The 23380-nt window shown below is 57.4% G+C and carries 21 protein-coding genes; 3 read left to right on the forward strand and 18 right to left on the reverse strand.

The features are described 5' to 3' along the window. Positions 1–56: 56 nt before the first annotated feature. Positions 57–755 (forward strand): transcriptional repressor LexA, encoded by a 699-nt coding sequence (gene lexA / locus HMPREF2975_RS04030; protein ID WP_070725913.1) that lies wholly within the window; start codon positions 57–59, stop codon positions 753–755. A gap of 1 nt (position 756) precedes the next feature. On the opposite strand, the gene HMPREF2975_RS04035 is transcribed toward lexA, so the two are convergent. The 5 genes from HMPREF2975_RS04035 to HMPREF2975_RS04055 all read right to left on the reverse strand — a co-directional run bounded on the left by HMPREF2975_RS04035 (position 757) and on the right by HMPREF2975_RS04055 (position 6164). Beyond that, entirely contained in the window at positions 757–1740 is a 984-nt protein-coding gene (locus HMPREF2975_RS04035; RefSeq protein ID WP_058236451.1) for an L-lactate dehydrogenase, read from the reverse strand. 99 nt (positions 1741–1839) lie between these two features. Then, a complete protein-coding gene (locus HMPREF2975_RS04040) occupies positions 1840–2676 on the reverse strand; it encodes a carbohydrate ABC transporter permease (RefSeq protein WP_070725916.1) in 837 nt (278 codons plus the stop codon). Further along, positions 2676–3632: a carbohydrate ABC transporter permease gene (locus HMPREF2975_RS04045; RefSeq protein WP_227469206.1), complete on the reverse strand. Its 957-nt coding sequence runs from the start codon at positions 3630–3632 to the stop codon at positions 2676–2678. The genes HMPREF2975_RS04040 and HMPREF2975_RS04045 overlap by 1 nt, the downstream gene beginning before the upstream one ends. Beyond that, the gene (locus HMPREF2975_RS04050) at positions 3620–4945 is read right to left on the reverse strand and encodes an ABC transporter substrate-binding protein (RefSeq protein WP_070725918.1); all 1326 of its coding nucleotides are present in this window, start codon (positions 4943–4945) and stop codon (positions 3620–3622) included. The genes HMPREF2975_RS04045 and HMPREF2975_RS04050 overlap by 13 nt, the downstream gene beginning before the upstream one ends. A 28-nt stretch (positions 4946–4973) precedes the next feature. Further along, the gene (locus tag HMPREF2975_RS04055; protein ID WP_227469208.1) at positions 4974–6164 is read right to left on the reverse strand and encodes an aminotransferase class V-fold PLP-dependent enzyme; all 1191 of its coding nucleotides are present in this window, start codon (positions 6162–6164) and stop codon (positions 4974–4976) included. A 105-nt stretch (positions 6165–6269) separates the two neighbouring features. On the opposite strand from HMPREF2975_RS04055, the gene HMPREF2975_RS04060 reads away from it, so the two are divergent. Continuing rightward, a complete protein-coding gene (locus tag HMPREF2975_RS04060) occupies positions 6270–6989 on the forward strand; it encodes a FadR/GntR family transcriptional regulator (RefSeq protein WP_070725919.1) in 720 nt (239 codons plus the stop codon). A gap of 22 nt (positions 6990–7011) precedes the next feature. On the opposite strand, the gene HMPREF2975_RS04065 is transcribed toward HMPREF2975_RS04060, so the two are convergent. Together HMPREF2975_RS04065 and hflX are read right to left on the reverse strand one after the other, a co-directional pair. Next, on the reverse strand, positions 7012–8964 hold the full coding sequence (locus tag HMPREF2975_RS04065; RefSeq protein WP_141757285.1) for an ATP-dependent DNA helicase: 1953 nt from the start codon (positions 8962–8964) through the stop codon (positions 7012–7014). Further along, positions 8957–10495: a GTPase HflX gene (gene hflX / locus HMPREF2975_RS04070; protein WP_083314386.1), complete on the reverse strand. Its 1539-nt coding sequence runs from the start codon at positions 10493–10495 to the stop codon at positions 8957–8959. Before hflX ends, HMPREF2975_RS04065 begins: the two co-directional genes overlap by 8 nt. 84 nt (positions 10496–10579) lie before the next feature. Here hflX and HMPREF2975_RS04075 point away from each other — a divergent pair, with 84 nt between their 5' ends. Then, on the forward strand, positions 10580–11194 hold the full coding sequence (locus HMPREF2975_RS04075; protein ID WP_070725926.1) for a class I SAM-dependent methyltransferase: 615 nt from the start codon (positions 10580–10582) through the stop codon (positions 11192–11194). 23 nt (positions 11195–11217) lie between these two features. Here the strand turns inward: HMPREF2975_RS04075 and miaA are convergent, their stop codons facing one another. From miaA to HMPREF2975_RS04130, 11 genes are all read right to left on the reverse strand, one after another. Continuing rightward, entirely contained in the window at positions 11218–12195 is a 978-nt protein-coding gene (miaA, locus tag HMPREF2975_RS04080; protein WP_070725928.1) for a tRNA (adenosine(37)-N6)-dimethylallyltransferase MiaA, read from the reverse strand. Further along, positions 12192–13340 carry a hypothetical protein gene (locus HMPREF2975_RS04085; RefSeq protein ID WP_058236447.1) on the reverse strand — a complete coding sequence of 383 codons (1149 nt, stop codon included), beginning with the start codon at positions 13338–13340 and terminating at the stop codon, positions 12192–12194. Before HMPREF2975_RS04085 ends, miaA begins: the two co-directional genes overlap by 4 nt. 4 nt (positions 13341–13344) lie before the next feature. Continuing rightward, entirely contained in the window at positions 13345–14898 is a 1554-nt protein-coding gene (miaB, locus tag HMPREF2975_RS04090; protein WP_058236446.1) for a tRNA (N6-isopentenyl adenosine(37)-C2)-methylthiotransferase MiaB, read from the reverse strand. A 27-nt stretch (positions 14899–14925) separates the two neighbouring features. After that, positions 14926–15432 carry a CinA family protein gene (locus tag HMPREF2975_RS04095; protein WP_058236445.1) on the reverse strand — a complete coding sequence of 169 codons (507 nt, stop codon included), beginning with the start codon at positions 15430–15432 and terminating at the stop codon, positions 14926–14928. Further along, on the reverse strand, positions 15422–16048 hold the full coding sequence (locus HMPREF2975_RS04100) for a regulatory protein RecX (RefSeq protein WP_070725976.1): 627 nt from the start codon (positions 16046–16048) through the stop codon (positions 15422–15424). Before HMPREF2975_RS04100 ends, HMPREF2975_RS04095 begins: the two co-directional genes overlap by 11 nt. Before the next feature lie 11 nt (positions 16049–16059). Further along, positions 16060–17169, reverse strand: coding sequence for a recombinase RecA (gene recA, locus HMPREF2975_RS04105; protein WP_058236443.1), 1110 nt, complete (start codon positions 17167–17169; stop codon positions 16060–16062). Positions 17170–17440: 271 nt separating this feature from the next. Further along, complete coding sequence (locus HMPREF2975_RS04110; RefSeq protein WP_058236442.1) at positions 17441–17662, reverse strand: DUF3046 domain-containing protein; 222 nt, start codon at positions 17660–17662, stop codon at positions 17441–17443. A 14-nt stretch (positions 17663–17676) separates the two neighbouring features. Further along, positions 17677–17988 (reverse strand): helix-turn-helix domain-containing protein, encoded by a 312-nt coding sequence (locus tag HMPREF2975_RS04115; RefSeq protein WP_058236441.1) that lies wholly within the window; start codon positions 17986–17988, stop codon positions 17677–17679. Between the two features lie 208 nt (positions 17989–18196). Beyond that, positions 18197–19981, reverse strand: a complete 1785-nt coding sequence (locus HMPREF2975_RS04120; protein ID WP_070725930.1) for an ABC transporter ATP-binding protein — start codon at positions 19979–19981, stop codon at positions 18197–18199. Positions 19982–19995: 14 nt separating this feature from the next. Continuing rightward, complete coding sequence (pgsA, locus tag HMPREF2975_RS04125) at positions 19996–20604, reverse strand: CDP-diacylglycerol--glycerol-3-phosphate 3-phosphatidyltransferase (protein ID WP_227469210.1); 609 nt, start codon at positions 20602–20604, stop codon at positions 19996–19998. A 17-nt stretch (positions 20605–20621) separates the two neighbouring features. Beyond that, entirely contained in the window at positions 20622–23321 is a 2700-nt protein-coding gene (locus HMPREF2975_RS04130; RefSeq protein WP_058236439.1) for a DNA translocase FtsK, read from the reverse strand. Positions 23322–23380: the final 59 nt, after the last annotated feature.

The following is a 23380-nucleotide window of genomic DNA, read 5'->3' on the forward strand; positions in this document are numbered from 1 at the left end:
CGACCATGTGCATTTGCGTTCCAAATACTGATTGACCTGCATAAACGGGAGGATCGATGGCGAAGAAGACGGATGAGGCGACGTTAAGCCGTCGCAGGCGTGAGATTCTCGACACGATTCGTGAGAGTATCCGCGAACGCGGTTACCCTCCCTCGGTGCGTGAGATTGCACAGAACGTGGGGCTGGCCTCCCCCTCGACAGTGAAGCATCATATTGACGCACTGGAGGAGGCTGGTTTTATCCGTCGTCTTCCTGGCCAGGCGCGGTGCATTGAACTCACGGAGCAGGGTCTTGGAGATTCCCGCGATCCCCACGATGCTCAGGATCAGGCACCTGCCACTGTCCATGAAATCGAGATCCCGGTCAGCCATGCTGACCAGGACACAGTTCCTGTCCCCCTCGTCGGGCAGATCGCTGCCGGCGCGCCTATCACGGCAGAACAGCATGTTGAGGACACGTTCGAGCTTCCCACCTCACTGACGGGGCAAGGCAACGTGTTCATGCTGCGTGTCAACGGCGAGTCAATGATTGATGCGGGGATCCTTGATGGTGACTATGTCGTGGTACGCTCTCAGCCCACCGCTGTTGACGGGCAGACGGTTGCCGCGATGATCGATGGTGAAGCAACTGTCAAGATTCTGTCTCACGCCGACGGTCATGTGTGGCTGCTGCCGAAAAACGAGTCCTACAGTCCGATCCCTGGTGACGAGGCAACGATCCTCGGCCTCGTCGTCACCGTGATCCGCTGCCTGTAGGTCAGAACCCGAGCTCTTGCGCAACAGCACGCAAGCGTCGGGCTGATTCGGTCAGACCGTCGCGCTCAGCCAGCGTCAGCGGCGGGTTCAGCACCCGTCCTGCACCCATTCGCCCAACGATGGTGGGTGCAGCCATGCAGACATCTGAGATGCCTTCCCAGTCTTCAAGCAGCGAGGAGATCGTCAGAACTCGGTTTTCGTCTCGCAGCACCGCGCGGGCAATGTTAGCTGCCGACAGGCCAATCGCGTAATTCGTGGCGCCTTTACCTTCGATGATCTTGTAGGCCGATTGAGTGACTTCTTCCGCAATTTCCTTGCGCAGATCACTGTCGAAGAGCCTGCCGCTCAGGGTGGGCCCCCAGTGCCGGATCGGCACGTTTCCAATTTCAGCGGATGACCACAGTGCCACCTCTGAATCACCATGTTCGCCTGTCACGTAGGCGTGGATGTTCTGTGTGGCCACTCCGGTTTCGCGCGAAACCAAGTAGCGCAGGCGCGATGTGTCCAGCACGGTGCCCGAGCCGAAGACCTGGTTGCGTGGAACACCCATGATTTTCAGCGCCGCATAGGTCACGATGTCAACGGGGTTCGTGATGAACATGAAGCGGGCGTGCGGTGCGACGTTCTGCAGGTTCGGCACAATGGTTTTCATGAGGTTGACGGTGGAGCCGGCCAGCTCAAGGCGGGTTTGTCCCGGTTTCTGCTTCGCGCCGGCGGTGACAATCACCAGGTCGGATCCTCGCACGATTTCCACATCGTCGGATCCTTCAACGGCACCGCATGGGGTGAACTGGATGCCGTGAGCGATATCGAGCGCTTCAGCCTCGACCTTCTTCTTGTTGATGTCCTGGAGGACGATGGTGCGGGCGTCGCCCCTCATGGCGCACGCATAGGCGACTGCGGTGCCAACCGCTCCAGCCCCGATCACCGCGATTTTCGACGGGTGTCCTTCCGTCCCTGAGGGGTACAAGGTTTGAGCAGTCATGTGGTGCACCTGATGCCTCCTTCATTCCGATCCGGCACCATCATCCCAAATCAGATGATTTTTGGGAAGCGGATACCTCTCTTCATTAGCCCTCCGAGGTCACCCCTTCGTTGCTCCCTGGGTCAGTCCCGCGATGATCCACTTGCTAGCGAAAGCGAAAAGGATCATGGTCGGAAGAATTGTTAACACAGCAGCTGCTGACATCGGCCCCCATTCGATACTGACATTCGAGATGAAGCCATTCAATGCAGTAGGAATGGTGCGTTTTGAATCCGTATTGATGAGGGTAACTGACAGGAAGAGCTCGTTCCAGGTATTTACGAAGTTGAAAATAAAAGTCGCTATGATGCCTGGGAGCATAACAGGAACAATCACCCGCCATAGAGCCCCGGCTCTGGTCAATCCATCAACCATTGCCGCTTCTTCCAAAGAATCTGGAATATTGTCAAAAAAGCCACGCAGCATTACCGACGAAAAAGGAATAGTCATCGCAATATAGACGAGAACTAGACCGAATCTTGTATCGACCAAGCCCCATCCAGACAGCATTTGATACAAAGGCCCGAGGGCTATGAAGGCAGGAATCATTTGCGTCACGAGGAAGACAAGAAGGATTGCGCCTTTTCCTGAAAACTCAAACCTGCTCAAGACGTATCCGCTCAGCATCGCAATGATCGTCGCCACGGATGCAGCCATAGAAGCAACAATTAAGGAGTTCAGCATATACTGACCAAATTGCACGTTCTTAAACAGGTTGAGGTAGTTCTCAACTGAGAATTCTCGAGGCCAGTATCGTACCGGATACTCGCCGATTTGAGACGCGGGCTTAAGCGAGGTCAGGAGAATCCAGTAAAGAGGAAATAGCGAGATGATCAGCCATAAAGCCAAGCCAACGATTTTAACTGCCTTTCCTGCGAAAGTTTCTCGAGTCAGCACTACTTCTCCCCCCTTCCCAACAACGCGAGATAGATTCCCGTGAAGACGGTCAGTATCGCAACGATAATGAAACCTAGAGCAGACGCCATTCCGTAGCTGCCCTGCTGCGTAAATTGAATCATCCACGTGGTGGCTATGTGTGTCTGATTCGCAGGGCCGCCTCCAGTCATGGCGTAGATGATGTCCGGGAAGTTAAATATCCAGATGACTCGCAATAGGATCGTGAGAAACAGGGTTGATCGAATAGTGGGAATTACCACCTGAAAAAGCGATCGCCATTTCCCCGCGCCGTCAAGAGCTGCAGCCTCTAGGAGTTCGTTAGGAACAGATTGCAATGCTGCCAGAATCATTATTGCGAAAAAAGTAACGCCGTACCAAATATTCGCGATAATAACCGCGATCATTGCATATCGAGGATTCGCTAGCCACGGCACAGGTGAGTCAATGATGTGGGCCTTCGTGAGGAGATCATTGATGACACCGAATTCGGAGTTAAACATCCAGCGGAAAAGAATTCCAATAAGGAAGCCGGATACTGCCCACGGGTAGAAGATGAGGGCCTGATATAGCCCACGAAATCTGAATTTTTCCTTCAAGCCTAACGCAATTAAGAAACCGATTACGAGTTGCGGTACTAGCGACGCGACAACCCAAACCAGCGAGTTGAGCATGGTCTTTGAGAAGAGCGGATTCTTAACGAGAGCCCTAAAGTTATCCAGTCCCACAAACGGCGTTTGCGTCAAGTCCCACAGCTCCCACTGATGGAACGCCATCTGACCGCCACGAAGGAGTGGATAGTAGGTGAAGAGCGCGACGAAAGCGCAGGCTGGCAGTAAAAAGGCAGCTATGGTCCAAACTTTGCGAGTTGAGATTTGTTGCTTGTTCGAATTGATGCGCTTTCCCGCACTGCCAGCCTGTCGCTTTTGCCGCTGTTGGATCGGCTTTACCCTGCCCACTTACTGCTCCAATAGGTATCCCAGCCTTTTAGAAGATCTGCGGTGGTCATCTCACCGATGAGGACCTGTTGCAAATCCGCTTCAGAACGCTGCATCCATTCAGTCCACCACGATGAGCCGCGAGGTTCTGTCACAGAAATCCATTTCTCAGGTGCACTCGTCATCTCGACATAAGCAGCCCATGGTCCCGTCTTAAAGAATTCATCCTCAGCTGCGGAGGTCTGAATAGGGACAAGCGAATTTTCCTGCGCAAACTTCACGGATGGCTCTTCGCCAGCAAGCCAGGTCACCAGCTTCATAGCCTCTTCACTATGCTCTGAGAAGGACGTCACACCCCATCCGGCAGTAGCCATAGGCCAAGCAGCCTTGCCGGTCGGGCCCACAGGATTCGGCGCTACAGCCCATTGATCTTCAGTTAATGATGATTCACGAACCGTCGCAATTACCTCTGGATCCTGTAACAAGAAAGCGGTGGAACCGTTAGTGAATCCCTGCACCATTTCAGAAAAGCCCCAAGAGACAGAGGAGTCAGGAGAGCCTTTGTGGAACAGCTCTATGTATTTATCAAGTGCCTCCTGAGACTCCGGCGTAGAGAAGATCGTCTTACCAGAATCCACCTTGTAAGCATTTTCAACGTCGAGATGATCCGCGTTGTAAGCCTCCAAAATAGACATGAGCTGACCTGCTGAATTTGACCCACCGCGGAAAGCATAACCGTACCTATTTTGCGTTGGGTCTTGGATAGCTTCAGCTTGTTCGACGAGCTCTTCCCAAGTCTCTGGCGGCCCATCGAATCCCGCCTCTTCTACAAGATCTGTCCTATAGAACAAGCTCAGACCGTAGAACCCATACGGCACCAAATATGAGTGGCCCTCTGAATCGATCGTGAATTTCTTAGCCTGCTCAGTTAACTTCTCGTATCCATCCCACTGCTTAATATGGTCAGCCATGTCCAGCAGCCAACCATTATTGGAGAAGGGGCCAACGGTCAAGTCCCTAACTTCAAGGACGTCGACACCAGTACCAGCCTGCAGCATTTGTTGAATTTTCTGATCAGCTTGCTCGGTCGGAGGAGAAATCAATTCGACTTTGATATTTGGATTCTCTTTTTCGAAGTCAGCAAGCAATTCCTTAATCAAGGCCGTTCTCGCTGGATTCGTTAAAGATTCGACCATCTTGAGGTTAACTGTGTTTCCACTATCTCCAGATGCTCCAGAGGTGCCAGATGAATCACCACCTGCTCCTCCACACCCGCTAAGCACCATGCTTCCTAAAGCAACAGTGGCGCCAATTCTGGCAAATTTCATACCCATAGCTCCTCCTTTGGAACTCGAAATGTAACTAATTGTCATGAACCGCTTGTGCCCATTGCTGCAACACAGGTATTCCTGCACTGACTAAATGGTCAAAGTCATCTTTACAAGTATACGCATGTGTCGAAAATCTCAGATAACCAACGCCATCGAAACTCGTGAACGAGAGTGCAATTTGAACCTTCTCAATGAAGGGAATCCTCAGAGAGTCAGCCTCAATCCTCGTTCTGCCTAAAGGTTCCGGGAGCGGAAGAATCCTCATACACGACACCGGACTTCCCACTCCCTCAAAGCGACCCTCAGGATCAAGAACTTCGCGCAGTCTACTTTCGCCATAATCCGCTATGTTCTTGGAATATCGATAAATCTCGCTCCACCCGATTTCTCTCGAAATATAGTCCCAAGCAATCGGAGCAACTAACCACGAAGTTACGTCCATTGTTCCTGTGTGATCAAAGCGCTGCGGGAAAGAAAGATCTGTGCCCCACGAATCAATCACGGGATAAAGGCGTTCTTTACCCGCTCGCGCAACCAAAACAGCACAGCCTGGAGGTGCGCACGCAAACTTGTGGAAGTTTCCTATCCAGTAGTCCGCCTCACGGCAAACTGGATTAGCTAGAATTCCGGGAGCATGGGCACCATCTACCAATGTGAAAATGCCACGTTTTCGTGCCTCTACACATATTTCCTCTGCGGGGAAATATTCCGCAGTCGCAGAGGTGATCTGATCAATAACCAAGATGGTTGGACTATATTGATCGCAAGCTGTCAGGACACTTTCTTGAATCTCTGCTTGTTTGAACGAAATAGGAATGCTAACGACATTAAATGACCCGCCGGTCAGTTCTGCGAGCCGTCTTGCCCCCATACTCACGGCACCGTAGCCATGATTAGTCACAAGGACATTAACTGGTTCTTTTCCAAGAAACGAGTCGAAAACTGCGGAAGCTCCTGCTGACGCATTTGCAACGAAGACTAAGTCTTCCTCATCTACACCTAAAATACGGGAAATCTTCACGCGCGCGTTTGCCACGCGACTGGGGAGACCGGCGAACCACGTTACGGGGTCGGCCAGCATCTGCGAACGAAGATTGTTCTGGATCTTTGCAACATACTCTGGTACGCCACCAAACGAGCCGTGGTTAAGCTGGCGAATCTCTGAACTTAAGGCCCACGCAACGTCCCCAGCCAAAGAATCTGAGCGCTTCGAGTGCACCATCGCATTCCACCTCCTTGTCTGACAATAGCACCCTAGCAGACCTTTCAAATGTAAGATAAAGACACTCTTTTAAAACTTTCATCAGACAATAGTGGGGTCAAGGCTATGACTGCGGTGGAGCAAGCACGACTCGGAATCTGCCATATGATTGCTTCCGGCGAGGTACTGCCAGGCGATCAACTTCCAAACGAAGCAGAGCTATGCGCTCGGTTCTCAGTTTCGCGCAGTTCCCTACGCGAAGCACAGAGGATGCTCACCGCCATTGGCGTACTGACCTCCAAACACGGCAGTACGGTTAATGTTTCGACCATGTCGGCCGCGCAAATAATGCAAGGTCTCGCAACTATAGTTCCACTACTCCCACTGGATAAATTTCTCGAGTTCTTGAATCTCAGAGCAATTCTCGAAGGATATGCTGCAGCACAATCTGCAGCTTCCTTCACTGAGATGCAAGCGAGTTCTCTCATGGAACTGGCACACAAATTAAGAGCAACTCCGCCTTCTGATGAAGCTCAGGTCCTTGACATGCAATTCCACACTGCGATCAACGAGGGGTGTGGGGATCCTATTATTACTGAGCTGTTGAGGACCATCCGCCGGCGAGGGTTAGATTACCGAATATACGAGCAGGAACATTCTTCTTCTTTGAAAGATGTTAGCGACGATGCGCATATACTTATTGCGAGAGCTATACAGGAACGTAAACCGGAGACAGCACGTGTTCTGTCCATGCAGCACGTTTTCACAACATACGGTTGGCTATCGAAGATAAAGCCCGACCCGACGGTTTTTACAGATGAGGCCGGGAAGAATCAGACTAAGTAGGCGCTTTTCAGCGCCCCACTCTTTAACCGAGTCTTTCGAACAATCGCTGTAAAGCCTCGATCACCGTATTCGAATCTGTCGTCGGCCACATCTGCGGCATGGTGGCGCGGATAAAGCTGCCATACGACTTTGTGACCAGTCGCGGATCCAGCACTGCCACAACTCCCTGATCCTGCGAGGAACGCAACAGTCGGCCTGCGCCCTGGGCCATCAACAGTGCTGCGTGAGGCAGTGCCACCGCGCCGAAACCGCTCACTCCCCGTTTCGCTGCATCGTTTTGCAGCGCCTGGAACACCGCGTTATCAGGATGAGGAAACGGAATCCGGTCGATGACAACAAGCCGACAGGACGGGCCCACAACGTCGACCCCCTGCCACAGTGACAGTGTGCCAACCAGACACGAATCGCGTTCGTTTCGAAAACGCGACACCAACGCCGACGTGGTTTCCTCTCCCTGCACGTACACGTCCAGAGATGTCCCCTCGCGAAGTGCTCGCGCACCGGCCTTCAGACCACGCCATGCTGAAAACAGGGCGAGTACACCTCCACCTGCCGCTTGAGTCAGGGCGACAAGCTCATCAAGCGCTTCCCCGCTCGGGCCCTCGCGACCCGGAACTGGCAGATGCCGCGCCACGTAGATGATGCCCTGACGAGCCACGTCGAAGGGCGAACCAACGTCAATGCCATGCCAGGGCACGTGGGAGACCATCAGCCCGCATTCCCGAGCCGCCGAATCAAAAGACCCGCCCAGTGCCAGCGTGGCAGACGTCAAGATCGCCGCACGCTCCCCCAGCCCGACCGCGCCGAGCGGTCCGGCGACATCCAGAGGCGCAATCTTCAACGACACAGCGCTGCTATCCGTGTCCCTCTCGATGTACGTAATCGTCTGAGCTGGATCGACATTCCATGCGTCGATCGCCTCGATGAACTCATCACACGCCGCCTGCGCCATGAGTTTCTGACTCTGCTCCACCGAGGACTGCTCAACTTCACTGGCCACGGTCCGCACCGTTGAATCACATACGCTGATCGCCTCAACTACCGCATCTGGCCTGCACACCATCAGCCCGTCAGGCTGCGCGTCGAGGGCATCCATCAATGCGCTCGCTGCCTGCTCGAACGGTTGAATATCAACGGATTTGACCAGCGTGCGCACTACTCGCGCCACGCGCGTACACAGTGCCTTGGATATTTCACAACAGGCTTGAGAGCGAACGCGGGAAGCAAGTTCGTGGCATTCATCAACCACCACATGATCCAACTCTCCAAACAGGTTGAGCGCACTCATCGTGTCAATACCGAAGAGGGAATGGTTTGAGACCACCACGTCAGCTTCAAGCGCTTCATCGCGCGCGAGGCCAGCAAAGCATTCCTCCACAAATGGGCAGTCGCGCCCCATGCATTCACGCTTCGAGACACTCACCTGTCTCCACGCCCGGTCGGAGACGCCGGGGATCAGATCATCACGATCACCTGAATCCGTGGTGCGCGCCCATTCTCGCACCCGCGTCACTTCTTTGCCGAGGTCACTGATTGGTCCCTGATGCGCGTCGGCAGCGTCGAAAAGAGTATCCAGCTGGGAGCGCCCACCGTCAGCTCGAAACTTGCAGACGTAATTCGACCATCCTTTGAGCAGTGCGACATGCGGACGCACACCCGTTTCATCCGCCACGGCGTCAATGACCAAAGGAGCGTCCTTCGTCAGAATCTGGCGTTGCAGTGCCAGCGTGGCCGTTGTGATCAGGGTTCGTGCGCCTGATTCAGCTGCCCGAGCCAGCACCGGAATCAGGTAACCAATCGACTTGCCCGTGCCGGTTCCCGCCTGAATCATCACATGGTGACCTGATTTCAGCGCGGCGGCGCCCTCGTCAATCATGCGAACCTGGCCGTCGCGCCGACTGCCTCCCATCGCGGTGAGCACTCGGGTCAGAATACGATGTTCAAGGGCAGTCTCCTGCTCGTCAGCCTCACCCATGGGGCGCGGCATTCACATGATGAAGTCGGTCTGCAAGCGCACTGTCGACGTGAGCAGTGATATGCGTGCCTGCTGCCTCGTAGTCTTCACTGAGGACCTCGCCCTGTTCGTGGGCGGCATGGACGAGGTCGCCGTGGTCGTACGGGACGACCACGTCAACATAGACGCGCGGACGCGGCAACGTGTCTTCGATGAGCTGGCGCAGCTCCTCGATTCCCTGCCCAGTGCGAGCACTGATCGCAACAGCTTTGGGAAACAACGTACGGTTCAGCGCCCGGCGTTCAGGCGAGGCCAGGTCACTCTTGTTGAGCACAAGAATTTCGGGAATCGTCTCCGTGCCGTCAATCGTGTCCAGCACGCCGCGCACGGTTTCGACCTGGCCGACCGGATCAGGGTGAGCCGCATCAACGACGTGGACGATCACGTCCGCTTCACCGACCTCTTCGAGCGTGGATCGGAAGGCCTCCACCAGTTGCGTCGGCAGATTACGGACGAACCCCACCGTGTCAGACAGTGTGAAGACCCGGCCATCAGAAGTTTGCGTCCGGCGGACAGTTGGGTCGAGAGTCGCGAACAGCGCGTCCTCCACAAGCACGCCGGCATCAGTGAGCTGGTTGAGCAGGGTAGATTTCCCAGCGTTCGTGTACCCGACAATCGCCACAGAGGGCACACCCATGCGACGGCGTGCAGCTCGTTGAGTGCGTCGGGCGGGTTCCATGTCACGGATCTGTGCGCGCAGGCGCGCCATGCGTGATCGAATGCGGCGCCGATCCAGTTCGATTTTCGTTTCACCGGGTCCTCGTGAGCCGATACCTTCACCGCCGGCCACACGGCCACCGGCCTGACGCGACATGGACTCACCCCAACCTCGCAGTCGCGGCAACAGATATTCGAGCTGAGCGAGCTCCACCTGTGCCTTGCCTTCACGAGATTTGGCATGTTGGGCGAAAATATCAAGGATCAACGTCGTACGATCAACAACTTTCACTTTGACGACGTCTTCCAGGCCGCGGCGCTGAGAAGCGGTCAGTTCACCGTCCACAATGACCGTGTCTGCCCTGCTATCCGCCACGATTTCAGCGAGTTCACGCGCCTTACCGGAGCCGAGGTAGGTGCCAGGATCTGGGGTGGGGCGCCGCTGAATGACGCCATCGAGGACGTGGGATCCGGCTGTATCAGCCAGTGCTGCCAGTTCACGCAACGAATTTTCCGATTCCTCCAGACTCTGCGTTGTGCGCAGGCCCACCAGGACCACACGTTCGAGACGCACTTGGCGGTATTCAACTTCACTGACTTCGTCAAGCTCGGTCTGGCTCGCAATGTCATTGACGCGGCGCATACCGGCGCGCGCCTCCCGTTCCAGGTCGCCAGCATCGTGCGTCGTGTCCTGAAAGCGCGTGGATGCCAGTGCTGTGCCCTGGCGGGCGAGGATACGCGCCACGACGTCTTCTGCTGCTTTGAACGATTCGTCGTCATGCGCTGAGGTTGAATCACGTGAGTCGGCCACTGATCTCCTTCGTTGCGGGTTCATCCTAGTGTGCCACGAGCAGACCCACCCGCGCAGATGAGACAGCGATGGGTGTGGACAGCTGAGTGATCCACTAGGCTGGACATCATGACTGACCAGTACTTCACCAACGCTGCTCCTGCCGAAGAATCTGAACTGCGCCGCATTGACGTGGCGCTGCGCGGACACGATTTTCGCGCCTGGGTCAGTGATCATGTTTTTTCTGCCAACCGTCTGGACCTGGGGACACGCCAGCTTTTGGCAGAAGCTCCCACGCCGCCTTCGTCAGGAACGTTTGTGGATGTCGGGTGCGGATGGGGGCCGATCGCGCTGGCGATGGCGCTGGAGTCGCCCGAGGCTCAGGTGTGGGCAGTCGATGTGACAGACAGGGCGCTCGATTTGACGCGCCGCAACGCCACAGCCGCGGGAGTGTCCAATATCACGGCGTACCGTGCGCCCGCTGCCCTGGCCAAAGCTCACTCCGAGAACGTGCGTTTCGACCTGATCTGGTCAAATCCTCCGGTGCGTATCGGGAAAAAAGCATTGCGTGAATTGCTGACTCAATGGCTCAACCTGCTGGCCGATGAGGGTGAGGCGTACCTGGTGGTACAGCGCAACCTTGGCGCAGATTCCCTGATCTCCTGGCTATGCGAGCAAGGCTGGGATGCCGGCAAGGTTGCATCCAAGAAGGGCTACCGCATTATTCGGGTCGCGCGCCGCTAGATCGCGATTCAGGCTGCGCAGCGCTAGAACGATTCGGGCTGTGCATCACTGAGTGCGCGCTCGATCAACTTCAACGCGTGCGCGCGCAGTGCCGCCTGATTGCACCCGTCTGCATCGATCCACATGATGCGTGGGTCCCGTCTGAACCATTTGATCTGTCGCCGTGCAAGCTGACGGGTGGCCAGTGCAACCGACTCAATCGCCTCATCACGACTCATATGACCGTCAAGCACGGACAGAGCCTGCGCATATCCCGTTGCCCGGGATGCCGTCTTGCCCTCGCGCAATCCGAGAGGAATCAGGTGGGCAACCTCGTCAAGCAGGCCCTCGTCAAACATGGCGTGCGTTCTGACCGCGATGCGCTCATCGAGGCGGGCAGGCTCACGCCTCATTCCGAGCATGACCGCCGGCTGGGCGAACTCGTAGCGCGGCAGGCGCGCTGAGAACGGCTCTCCCGTCAGTTCAATCACTTCAAGTGCGCGCACAATTCGGCGCGCGTTATGCGGGTCGATTCGGGACGCAGCAATCGGGTCACGCTCACAGAGCTTGTCCCACAGCCCTTGGACGCCCAGTGGCCCGTCGCCCTCAGCTTCAATGCGGGCGCGTACGTCGGGATCTGTGCCAGGAAAGTCGATGACGTCAAGGAGCGCGCGAACGTACAGTCCCGATCCGCCGGCAACCACGGCGATGCCCGCACGACGATGAATATCCGCGATGTCGCGTCGTCCTTCGCGCTGATAGGCGGCAACACTGGCCTCGTCTGTCACATCCAGGACGTCGATCTGGTGGTGCGTGATCCCTCGGCGTTCCTCCAGTGGTGTTTTGGCCGTGCCGATATCCATTCCTCGGTACAGCTGCATCGCGTCCGCGCTGACCAATTCGGCCTCACCGGATGTTCCCAGCAATGCCGGCAGATCCTGCGCAATGGTAAGGGCGAGGTCGGACTTTCCTGAGGCTGTTGGGCCGACGACGGCGATAATCGGAGTGTGGTCAGAGGTCACAGGTTCTGATCACCCAGCGGTTTGTACCAGTCCACGTCAATGGCAACGGCGCGAGCGTCAAAGTTGCGGTTGAGCGCCAATACTGCGCGGTTGGTCACGGCATTCGATGTCACGATGTGACAGATGTCGGGGCGTTCACGTTCCAGTGCCTGAGCATTGACAAGCTTGATCCACGCTGACAGTTTCCTGCCCCGGTATTGCGGGTCGATCAGCGTTGTTTCCTGGTAAGCGTAGCCGGATGTGTCGTCACGATACGTCAGCGTTGTCCAACCAACCAGTGGTCCTCCGGCTGGTCGAATTGCGGTCGTCATCCACTTGGTGCCGGCGCGGTAGAGTCCGTCCTCCATCAGTCGGATACGCTGTTCGTCCCAGATTGCGCTTTGATCAGTGGGTAGCGCACCTGAAGGGATGTCACGCGCGCACATTTCGTAGAGGCGCACCATCTGCCTGGCGAGCGCGGGCCGAGTGAAGGGTCCTGTCCACGTCACTGTTTCAAAACCGTCAGGCGCGACCGGTGCGGCTTCACGGATACGTTGGGCAGGAAGAACATTCACCCATTCACCGCACACAGGCTCATAGCCCCCGGCTCGCAGTGCCCGAGTGTCGGCATCCTCATCAAAATTGACGAGGGTGTCCGGCCGATCCGGGTGATATCCACTGACGTCAGCGATGGCTTCGGAATCCTCGATCTTGTGCCACGAGGTCGACACAACCCACGTGTCGATACCGGTGCGCCCATAGCGCCGCGCTTTTTCTTCACATCGGGCGCGAAGCGCCTGAGCGATCGCCTCATTGTGGGAATCTGCCAGATAGATGTCATACGTTGCCAGATGAGTGTTCTCCAGCAGCGGTAGCTCCAGATAGGCAAAGCCGATCACGCTGGCTCGATCGACGTCGACGGGCTGGGAACCTGCGCAGGCAACGATAAAGAGCTGAGCGCACGAATGACGAGCCGTGGAGAGCTGCTGGGCGGTCAGCGCCCACACAGATGTGCCAAAGATTCGCTGCGAATGTTGCTCCGTGAGAGCCGCCAACCGGCAGTAGAGATCAGCGTGCGGGTGTTCATTGTTGAACGGACGGCTGATTTGGGGGCGCACCTCAATAAGCGTGACGTCCTGGACGGCGTCAACGTCGCTTTGCTTCATGCATTCATGATCTCATGCGCAGCGTCGGCATTCCAAGAGTTACGCGTGGATCGGATGCCTCGTTGTGTGCACGCTGAACCTCCTGCCATGCGTCCCCTGCACGGGTACGGCGAACGTCGAAAAGTCCCCCGGTCAGGGCCGAGTCAGCGAGTAGATGGTGAGGCGCACCGTGCGTGACCGTTGCGCGCACCATATCGCCGGGTCGTGGCCTGTCCGCTTCTACAAGAGTGTCGGGCAGGGCGACATGTACCAGTCGGTTATCACGCGCGCGCCCCGTGATGCGTTGAGTGGCACCGTCTTTGCGGCCTTGTCCTTCGCTGACGAGGACTTCGACGGCAGTGCCTTCGAGCTTCTCATTGTCCTGCGCGCAGATCTTATCTTGCAGGGCGATAAGACGGCTGTAGCGTTCGGAGGCGACCGCGGGGTCAACCTGGTCGTCGCGATCGGCTGCGGGCGTGCCGGGGCGCGGTGAGTACAGGAAGGTGAAAGCAGATGCGAAGCGTGCTTCTTCGACGACTTCGAGGGTCTGCTCGAAATCTTTTTCCGTTTCGCCGGGGAAGCCGACGATGATGTCGGTCGTAATAGCCGCGTCGGGCATTGCTGCGCGAACGCGTTCCAAAATGCCCATGAATTTCTTGCGACGGTACGAGCGGCGCATCTGGCGCAGCACCGTGTCTGAGCCTGACTGCAATGGCATGTGCAGGGATGGCATGACGGTGGGTGTCTGAGCCATCGCCTCGATGACGTCATCAGTGAAAGCTGCCGGGTGAGGGGAGGTGAAGCGTACGCGCTCAATTCCATCGACTGCGCCGACTGTGCGCAGCAGATCAGCGAAGGCTCCTCTGTGACCGAATCCCACACCGTAGGAGTTGACGTTTTGCCCCAGCAGCGTCACTTCGATAGCGCCTTGTGCGACAACTGCTTCGACTTCCTGGAGGATCTCACCTGGCCTGCGGTCGCGTTCCTTTCCGCGCAGATGCGGCACGATGCAGAATGTGCAGGTGTTATTGCATCCGACAGAGATCGACACCCATGCCGCATACACGGATTCGCGGTGTGTGGGCAGCGTCGATGGAAAAACCTTCAGCGATTCTTCGATCTCAACTGCTGCTTCCTGGTTGTGTTCAGCGCGCCGCAACAGTGCGGGCAGAACATCGATGTTGTGTGTGCCGAAAACGGCGTCGACCCAAGGTGCGCGTTCCACAATACCGCCGCGCATTTGCTGAGCCAGGCACCCGCCCACTGCGATCTGCATGCCGGGGCGTTCACGTTTGACCTGGGCGAGCTGGCCAAGATTTCCGAACAGACGAGTCGCAGCGTTTTCTCTGACCGAGCAGGTATTGATGACCACCACGTCAGCGCCCATGTCGCCGGCATCAGTGGCACGTGCTGCAGCTTCGGGTACTTGTGAGACGGGAACCAGTCCATACTCTTCCAGTAGTCCCGCCATGCGTTCTGAATCATGCTCGTTCATCTGGCATCCGAGTGTGCGCACCGCGTAGGTGCGTGGCAGTGCAGACGGTGCGGCTGGCGCGGAAAGATCGGTCAAAGAAGTCATCGTCTGAAGATTCTACTCAACAATGCCTTACTCCACCCTGTTGGGTTCGTCATGCCCGCGTGTGACCACGTCACTCACCAGCGTGATTGCAGCGTCCACAGCCGCGGTGCGCACCTGTGTGCGTGAGCGGTCAGTGAAGTGATATTCACGCTGCGTGAAGCCTTCTGGAGTGACACAGGCGATGTGGACGGTTCCTGCTTCGTGCCCGTCTGCCGGACCTGGGCCGGCCACGCCTGTGGTGGAGATACCGATATCGGCACCCATCAGGGTGCGTACCCCCTGAGCCATCTGAATGGCCACGTCCGCATCTACCGGACCGGTTCGTGCCAGGTGTGCCCGATCGACACCCAGAATGTCAGCCTTCAGCTCAGTGGCATAGGTACACACGCCTCCGCGCACCGCATCGGATGCGCCTGCAATGTTGACCAGTGTCGAGCACAGGAGCCCACCTGTCAGGGATTCAGCTGTCGCAATCGTCAGGTGTGAGTCGATAAGGTCGTGCACCAGGCGAAAAGTCGCATCATCAGATGTCATCGTCCGATTCTCTACTCCACTCATTCAACGCGGCGCCGACAACGCTGACGCACACGTGAGCCACATATCCTTTGCGCGCCAGCATACCCGTCAGCCTGCGAAAGGCTTTATCGCGTTCAGCGCCGTCGAGCCCTCGTGACAGCACCGACCGTTTCTTCGCGTCGACAAGTTGTCGAGCCCGCGCCTGTTCATCCTCATGAGAAATCTCGCTCAGGGCCTCGTTAATCAGCTCCAGCGCAACTCCGCGTTTCGCCAGATCTGCTGCCAGGGCGCGTCCTGCTTTGCCGCCCAGCGAGAAGCGGTCCTTGACTAACATGGCGGCAAACGCGCGATCATCAACCAGTCCAACGCGTTCGAGCCGTTCCAGTACGTCATCGGCAACATCACTGGAAAAGCCACGCGACGTGATGGCCGTGTGCAGTTCGGCGCGTGATCGCGCCCTGGCGTCCAGCTGACGCAGTGCCACCTCACGTGCCGCTTCAATCGCGGCTGTCTCCGTTAAAGAAGCGTTGCGTTCGCGAATTCGCGCCATGCGTTGCGCAGCCGAATCCGCGGTTGCACGCCGACGCTGGTCACCCAGCTCAGGATGGTCTTCGGGATCCGAGTAGTTGACCACGTGCACACACCTTAGAATCCTGCATCTTCGGAGGGGTCAACGGCCGGCTCCGCTGTCTCCGAAGCCTCCTCGGACTGTGTTGATTCTTCTTCGGGAGATGCTTCGATGCCAACGGCCTGCAGGATCTTGTGTTCGATCTCGTCGGCAAGTTCAGCATTGTCAACAAGGAACTGGCGGGCGTTCTCCTTGCCCTGGCCCAGCTGATCATCTCCGTAGGTAAACCAGGAACCTGACTTGCGCACGATGCCGCTTTCCACGCCCATGTCAATCAGGGAGCCTTCACGTGAGATTCCCTTACCGTAGACGATGTCGAACTCCGCCTGCTTGAACGGCGGCGCCATCTTGTTCTTGACGACTTTGGCGCGGGTGCGGTTGCCGACGGGTTGATCGCCATTTTTGAGAGTCTGGATACGACGCACGTCGATGCGAACTGAAGCGTAGAACTTCAGTGCCTTGCCACCCGTTGTTGTCTCGGGAGATCCGAAGAACACACCGATCTTTTCACGCAGCTGGTTAATGAAGATCGCAGTTGTCCCTGTGGCCGACAGGACGCCTGCGATCTTGCGCAGCGCCTGACTCATCAGACGGGCCTGCAGGCCGACGTGCGAGTCACCCATTTCGCCTTCGATTTCTGCCTTGGGAACGAGCGCGGCCACCGAGTCAATGACGATGATGTCAATGCCGCCCGAGCGGATCAGCATGTCGGCAATTTCCAGTGCCTGTTCACCGGTGTCAGGCTGTGAAACCAGCAGGGAGTCAGTGTCCACGCCCAAAGCACGCGCATACTCCGGATCAAGTGCGTGCTCAGCGTCGATGAACGCAGCGTTTCCACCCGCTTTTTGTGCGTTGGCAACGGCGTGCAGAGCAACGGTGGTTTTACCGGAAGATTCTGGTCCATAGATTTCAACGACTCGACCGCGCGGCAAACCGCCGATACCCAGTGCGATGTCGAGGGCCAGCGAACCTGTGGGAATGACGCGTACGGGCGGGCGCGCATCGTCGCCCAGTCGCATCACAGATCCTTTTCCGAACTGCTTATCGATCTGCGCGAGTGCCACTTCCAGTGCTTTGTCGCGATCTGTGGTCGCTTGCTGCGCACGCGGGGCTGTTTTCCTGGCCATCGTGTTTCTCCTCGTCGTTGCGGGCTCTCCGCCCAATGGATCAGTCCTGGTCTCGGAATGCGGTCCCCTCGCCGGGGTGCATGAGTGACGATATGCCCGACCATAGGCATTTGGGATTCGTCGCGAGCAATCTGTGGAAAGCTGGAGCGAATCGGGCCACCTGTGGATACAGTAGTGGAACACGTGTTCGATTGTGAAACGACACGCTGATGTCACAAACGTGAGCCGCCTCGCCCGTCAATTCTCGCGCAGGCAACCGTTCGGCTCGCCTTCAGCGCTTCTTCTTCGGGCGCCTGTGCACCCAGCGGGCTTCTTCGCCTTTTCCGGTTTCATCGACGAGGGCGTCCCATATCACCTCAACGTCAACACCGGCATCCATCGCCTCACGGCCGCTCATTTTCAGCGGGACGAGGTAGAGGTCCTGAAACAGGGAACGCCCCAACGCAGGTCCATAGACCTGGTCAAGGGCGTTCCAGAATTCTGATTTGAGCACGAAGCTGAACCGTTCTAGCTCAACAGCGCAACCGACATCAAATCATCGGGTACCGTATCGGGCACCGTTGTGCTTTCAATGATCGCCATGCGATCTGACACGGTGCGCAGGACGACCCACAGCGGGACGCCTAGTGCTCCGGTAATGGCTTGCAGCAGTTCAGAGGAGGCTTCTTTCTGTCCCCTCTCAACTTCGGACAGATATCCCAGCGACACCTGTGCCTGAGATGAAACTTCGCGTAAGGTCCGGCCCTGGTCCTGACGCAGTGAGCGCAGCACGTCGCCGATCTCGGTGCGAAGCAGTGGTGCTGTTGCAGTTGTCGTCATGTTCTGACTGTATCCTCTCGTTGAACTCACATGCATCCTATGTTCACCAACTGGGAAGTTACTGAACACCAGCTTGCAATGCGCAGGATCATTTCCTTGTCTGATCATTTCAACGCCCTTGACGATGTCTTTATTCCCGGCAGTTGACAGATCCCTAATGTGGGGTACGTCTCGATTCGGGGAGTTGGTACTCCCCTGGCCGGCAGCGTCAGTGCGTGATTTCAAATTGTTTGAGCAGTGTGCGGCTGGCGTGCGAGTCTGTGGCCTGCAGCGCCAGGAGCTGCGCGTAGATTCCGCCACTGCGCGCCAGTTCAGCAGGCGACCCGACCTCATCGATCGTCCCGTTCTTCAAGGTGACGATTCGATCCACCGTTGCGATCGTGGACAGCCTGTGCGCGATGATGATCGTCGTGCGCCCATGCATGAGTTCGTCGAGGCCGGCCTGAACCTGCCGTTCAGCTTTGGTGTCCAGGGCTGAGGTTGCCTCATCGAGCACGAGGATCGGCGCGTCCTTGAGCATGGCGCGAGCAACGGAGATGCGCTGTTTTTGCCCACCTGACAGTTTGATGCCGCGCTCACCGATCTGCGTGTCGAAGCGTTCGGGAAGGCGCTCAATGAACGACAGGGCGTTCGCTCGACGCGCCACCTCGACAATCTCGTCGTCCGTAGCGTCGGGTTTGCCGTAGGTGATGTTGTCACGAATCGTGCCGGAGAACAGGCTCGCGTCCTGGAAAACAACACCGATCTGATCGCGCAACGTCTGAGTCGGCACCTGCGTCACGTCATGTCCGCGTACCCTCAGCACGCCTGAATCAGGCGTGTACAGCTTCATCAGCAGGTTGATCATCGTGGTTTTCCCACCACCTGACTCACCCACAAACGCGATGCGTTCACCTTTGTGAATAGCGAGGGAAATATCGCGCAGGACTGCCTCGTCGGTGTAACCAAAGTTGACGTGGGTGTACTCGACGTATGGATCCTCGCTGGACCAGTCGATTGTCTCGTGCACGGCGGTCAGCGGCTCGTCGGGTTCTGACATGACTTTGAAGTACTCGTTGGAGCCGGTGATCGCCTTTTGCAGGGTATCCACGTAGTAGCTCATCGACGTGACAGGCTGCTTGGCCATGTTGATCAGTTGGATCAGCAGCACCATTGATCCAACGGAGAAGGCGCCGCGAGCAGTTTGGATGAAGATAATCAGGTAGACCGCGAAGAACACCAGGTCCAGGCACACGCGACGAATAATATCCATGCGGTGCCAGTAGGCAGACTGGGAGCGCGTGATGCTGATTGCGTCGTCGTAGTGCCCGTCGAAGGCTTCCAGTTCGGAACGCTCACGCGTATAGGACTTCACGACGCGAAGCTGGCCGATGACTTCAGCAAAACGGCCACCCGAGATGTCGTAGTGCTCGTTCTTCTGATGCTCCCACACCTGCCATTTCACCGAGGTCAAAGCTGTAAGCCAGACGAACAGCGGGTAGATGATGAACAGGCACAACGCCAGCCACGGCGAGTGCAGGCCAGCCACAACCAGCACCGTGACGACGGTGAGGATCGTGGTGAAAAACGAATTGGCGAATACCTGCAGGAAGTCAGCCACCGAGGTAATTGAACGGTTCAGGCGCGAAATAATCGTGCCGGTCAGCTCGGAATCAAAATAGCGCTGCGGCAGGCGCAGCAGTTTCGAAAAATAGTTGTGCGACAGGATCGCGCGGATTCTCGTGCTCATCTGGTCACCCATATAGCCGGTGACGTTCGTGATCAACGAGTTCAGCACCATGAGTGCGAGCAGTCCAACGGCCAGCCACACCAGGGTGGTGATCGTCGCGTTCGTCTTGCCGCCGATCATGTCCACGACGATCTGCGTGCCCTGCGCGATAACGAAGGGGCTGAGCAGGGAGGTCACCGTCGTGACGATGGCGCCGATGATAATGCCAACGTAGAGCGGCCACAGTGACCGGGCGTTTGACAGGATTCGCCAGATATTCTTCATGTCTGAGATGACACCTAATGTTTGCCGAACAGTTTGACGCTTTCGATCACGTAGCCGGCTCCACTCCACAATGTGGCGATCAGAGTCAGTGCTGCAACGACGACCATGAACCATGATCCCGGCATAACGATGTTCGAAAAAGTGGACCAGGGCAGCAGCAGAATGAAGATCAGGAACATTTGCAACAAGGTCTTGAACTTGCCCGCAAGCGATGCAGCAACGACAACTGAGCGTTTGAGCAGGAGTGCACGCAACACCGTCACGCCTAGTTCTCTTGCCGCAATGACGATGGTGAACCACCACGGGAGGTAACCCGCGATGCTCAGCATGATGAAGGCGCTCAAGGTCAGTGCCTTGTCGGCAATCGGATCCATGATCCGGCCGAAATCGGTAATGAGGTCCTGCGAGCGGGCGATGTGCCCATCGAGCTGGTCGGTGACGCCGGCAATCACGAACACGCTGACCGCCCACCAGTGCAGGTTCCAGTCATGCTGCAGCATCAAGATGATGAGGATGGGCACCATGATGAGGCGAAAAACAGTCAGGATGTTGGGAACATTGACCCAGGAGCGCTTCGGCCCCTCATCCAACATCGAGACGTTTTCCGGTGCTGACTTCATCATGATGAATCCTATCGTGTTCAGCGACCAGTCAGTTGCCAGGCGTCTTCATTTGGACCTGACCCGTCGTCATAGTCCTTCTCATCGACCCAGTCATCAGGTGCGCCGATGCTGGTCAGGTCCCGGTGAGGGTGGGCGAACGGCCCTGCATGTGAGTCATGACCCATTGAGTCGCCGTACGCGTCAGGTGCGTGATCAGCGGACGAGGGCGCGCCGTGGTAGCCGCCCTGACTGGAGGCCGGATCGGCAGGTTGTTCCGGTTCGGAAGCATGTACGGAATCCGTTTCCCCGCGCAGCATTGCCAGCACGTCCGGCAAGGACTCAGGTGGAACCAGCACTTCGCGCGCCTTGGATCCTTCGGACGGGCCGACAATTTCGCGCGATTCCAGCAGATCCATCAATCGTCCTGCGCGTGCGAACCCGATGCGCAGTTTGCGCTGCAGCATGGAGGTGGAGCCCAGCTGTGTGGAAATCACCAGTTCGGCTGCCTGCAGCAGATCCTCAAGATCATCACCAATATCCTCAGCAACCTTCGGCTTCTTCGCAGGTGCCGTGACGTCTTGACGGTACTGCACTTCCATCTGCTCCTTCACATGCGTGACAACAGCATGGATTTCAGATTCAGTGACCCACGAGCTCTGAACGCGCAAAGGTTTCGCCGCACCCGCCGGCAGATACAGGCCGTCACCTTGACCGATCAGCTTTTCAGCACCGGTCTGGTCCAAAATCACGCGCGAGTCAGTTTGCGAGGCTGTTGCGAACGCGAGACGAGAGGGAACATTAGCTTTAATGCCGCCGGTGACCACGTCCACCGACGGGCGCTGGGTGGCCAGCACCAGGTGAATGCCGGCCGCACGTGCCAGCTGTGTAATGCGCTGAATGGACGCTTCCACGTCACGAGGCGCCACCATCATCAGGTCCGCCAGCTCATCGACCACGACCAGCAGGTACGGGTAGGGCTTGAGCGTGCGATCCAGTCCCGGCAGCGCGTGCACCTGCCCGGACAGCACGGCCTTGTTGAAGTCGTCAATATGACGGAACTTGTATGTGTGCAGGTCGTCGTAACGCCTGGTCATCTCTTCAACAACCCATTCAAGCGCTTCGGCGGCTTTCTTCGGATCCGTGATGATCGGTGCGATCAGGTGCGGTATTCCGTCATAGACCGTCAGTTCCACACGCTTGGGGTCCACCAGAATCATGCGTACCTGCTGCGGAGTGGCGCGCATCATGATGGACGTGATCATCGAGTTGATGAAGCTCGACTTACCCGAACCGGTCTGGCCTGCAACCAGCAGGTGCGGTGTCTTCGCCAGGTTGGTGACAACGTAGCCACCCTCGACGTCCTTACCCACACCGACCATGAGCGGGTGGTGATTGCGCTTGGCGACACCGGAGCGCAGCACGTCACCCAATGCGACCGTCTCGCGGTCAGGGTTCGGGATCTCCACACCGATGGCGGACTTGCCGGGAATCGGTGAAATGATGCGCACGTCTGCTGTTGCCACAGCGTAGGCAATGTTCTTCGACAGGTTCGTGATGCGTTCAACCTTGACGCCCGGACCCAGCTCGACGACGTATCGAGTCACCGTGGGGCCGCGCGAAAAGCCTGTCACTGTGGCGTCGACGTTAAATTCGGTCAATACGCGCTGCAGGGCCTCGATGATCTGATCGTTCGCGGCAGAACGCGTCTTGTGCGGCGCGCCGCGGACCAGAAGGGATTCGTCAGGCAGCGTATAGGAAATCGACTCGTCGAGCTCGGGCTGGAACGAACTGGCAGGCGGCTCGGTCGTGGGCGGTGCGGCCAGTGTGGAGGTCTCCTCCCCTGCTCCCGTATCTGCCTGTGGCAGGACCTGGGTTGCTGCTTCTGGTTCGTGGTCTGACGAGGGGGGCTCCGTTTCCTCGATGTCCTGGTGTTCTGACACATTCGGGACGGCGTGTGCGCTCTCGTGTGCACGGCGGAATGCTTCATCCGCGTCGTAGGAATCCAGCTGAGCGGTGGCCGCAAGCTCGTCCTCGTCACTATCGACATCGTCTGCATCAATGCGTTCACGCTGGTCCTGGCGTGACAGGATGCGCCACCATGAGCGCAGCACTGCGGGAATGTCACTGATTCGGGTGCGGGTGGCAAGCAGCAGTGAGTACAGGGCGAGCAGCACCAGAATGGGGATCGCTCCCCAGGGTGACAGCAGCTGAGCCAGCGGGCGTCCGATGAACCAGCCGGCAAGCCCTCCGGCTGCTTCAAGCCGGTCAAAGGAATCGATGTTCGGGTTTCCCGCGGTGATGTGGGTGATGCCCGCAATCGACATGGCCATGCCGATTCCACCTGCAATGTGGTGTGGCAGCGCGTGCTGGCCGGACCGTGCCTTGATGAGCTCGATCGACAAAGCCACGAACAGAATCGGCACCAGAACGGAGAACAGTCCGACCAGGCCGGCTACCGCGTGATGCACGATCATTCCTGCGGTCCCCGATATGCCGAACCATTCACGCAGGGCGATGATAATGGCCAGCCCACACAAGATGAATGCCAACGCGTCGCGTTTAAGCTGAGGGTCCGTAGCGCGCCACTGCTCGTGTGCGCTGCGAACCGCGTGGCCGGTTGCCGACGCTGCCCGTGCCAGTCCGCCTGGGCGTGCCGGAGCGTTCTCGGCGCGTGCAGAGGAGCGCCCCGAGGTTCGAGAGCTGCGAGTACGCGAAGATGATGCAGGTTTTTTGGCCATGATACTTCGACGCTACCGCGAACACTTTCCGATCCGTTTCAGACGCGCCGACCGACTCG

The sequence above is a fragment of the Actinomyces sp. HMSC065F12 genome (assembly GCF_001814535.1).
Taxonomy (GTDB): Bacteria; Actinomycetota; Actinomycetes; order Actinomycetales; family Actinomycetaceae; genus Pauljensenia; species Pauljensenia radingae_A.

Coding starts and splice junctions, on each gene's coding strand:
- HMPREF2975_RS04035 (WP_058236451.1), bottom strand. CDS start 1,740: ATGACTGCTCAAACCTTGTACCCCTCAGGGACGGAAGGACACCCGTCG.
- miaB (WP_058236446.1), bottom strand. CDS start 14,898: ATGACTTCTTTGACCGATCTTTCCGCGCCAGCCGCACCGTCTGCACTG.
- hflX (WP_083314386.1), bottom strand. CDS start 10,495: ATGAACCCGCAACGAAGGAGATCAGTGGCCGACTCACGTGATTCAACC.
- HMPREF2975_RS04120 (WP_070725930.1), bottom strand. CDS start 19,981: ATGAAGAATATCTGGCGAATCCTGTCAAACGCCCGGTCACTGTGGCCG.
- HMPREF2975_RS04050 (WP_070725918.1), bottom strand. CDS start 4,945: ATGGGTATGAAATTTGCCAGAATTGGCGCCACTGTTGCTTTAGGAAGC.
- pgsA (WP_227469210.1), bottom strand. CDS start 20,604: ATGATGAAGTCAGCACCGGAAAACGTCTCGATGTTGGATGAGGGGCCG.
- HMPREF2975_RS04065 (WP_141757285.1), bottom strand. CDS start 8,964: ATGGGTGAGGCTGACGAGCAGGAGACTGCCCTTGAACATCGTATTCTG.
- HMPREF2975_RS04085 (WP_058236447.1), bottom strand. CDS start 13,340: ATGAAGCAAAGCGACGTTGACGCCGTCCAGGACGTCACGCTTATTGAG.
- lexA (WP_070725913.1), top strand. CDS start 57: ATGGCGAAGAAGACGGATGAGGCGACGTTAAGCCGTCGCAGGCGTGAG.
- recA (WP_058236443.1), bottom strand. CDS start 17,169: ATGGCCAGGAAAACAGCCCCGCGTGCGCAGCAAGCGACCACAGATCGC.
- HMPREF2975_RS04055 (WP_227469208.1), bottom strand. CDS start 6,164: ATGGTGCACTCGAAGCGCTCAGATTCTTTGGCTGGGGACGTTGCGTGG.
- HMPREF2975_RS04060 (WP_070725919.1), top strand. CDS start 6,270: ATGACTGCGGTGGAGCAAGCACGACTCGGAATCTGCCATATGATTGCT.
- HMPREF2975_RS04095 (WP_058236445.1), bottom strand. CDS start 15,432: ATGACATCTGATGATGCGACTTTTCGCCTGGTGCACGACCTTATCGAC.
- HMPREF2975_RS04075 (WP_070725926.1), top strand. CDS start 10,580: ATGACTGACCAGTACTTCACCAACGCTGCTCCTGCCGAAGAATCTGAA.
- HMPREF2975_RS04130 (WP_058236439.1), bottom strand. CDS start 23,321: ATGGCCAAAAAACCTGCATCATCTTCGCGTACTCGCAGCTCTCGAACC.
- HMPREF2975_RS04115 (WP_058236441.1), bottom strand. CDS start 17,988: ATGACGACAACTGCAACAGCACCACTGCTTCGCACCGAGATCGGCGAC.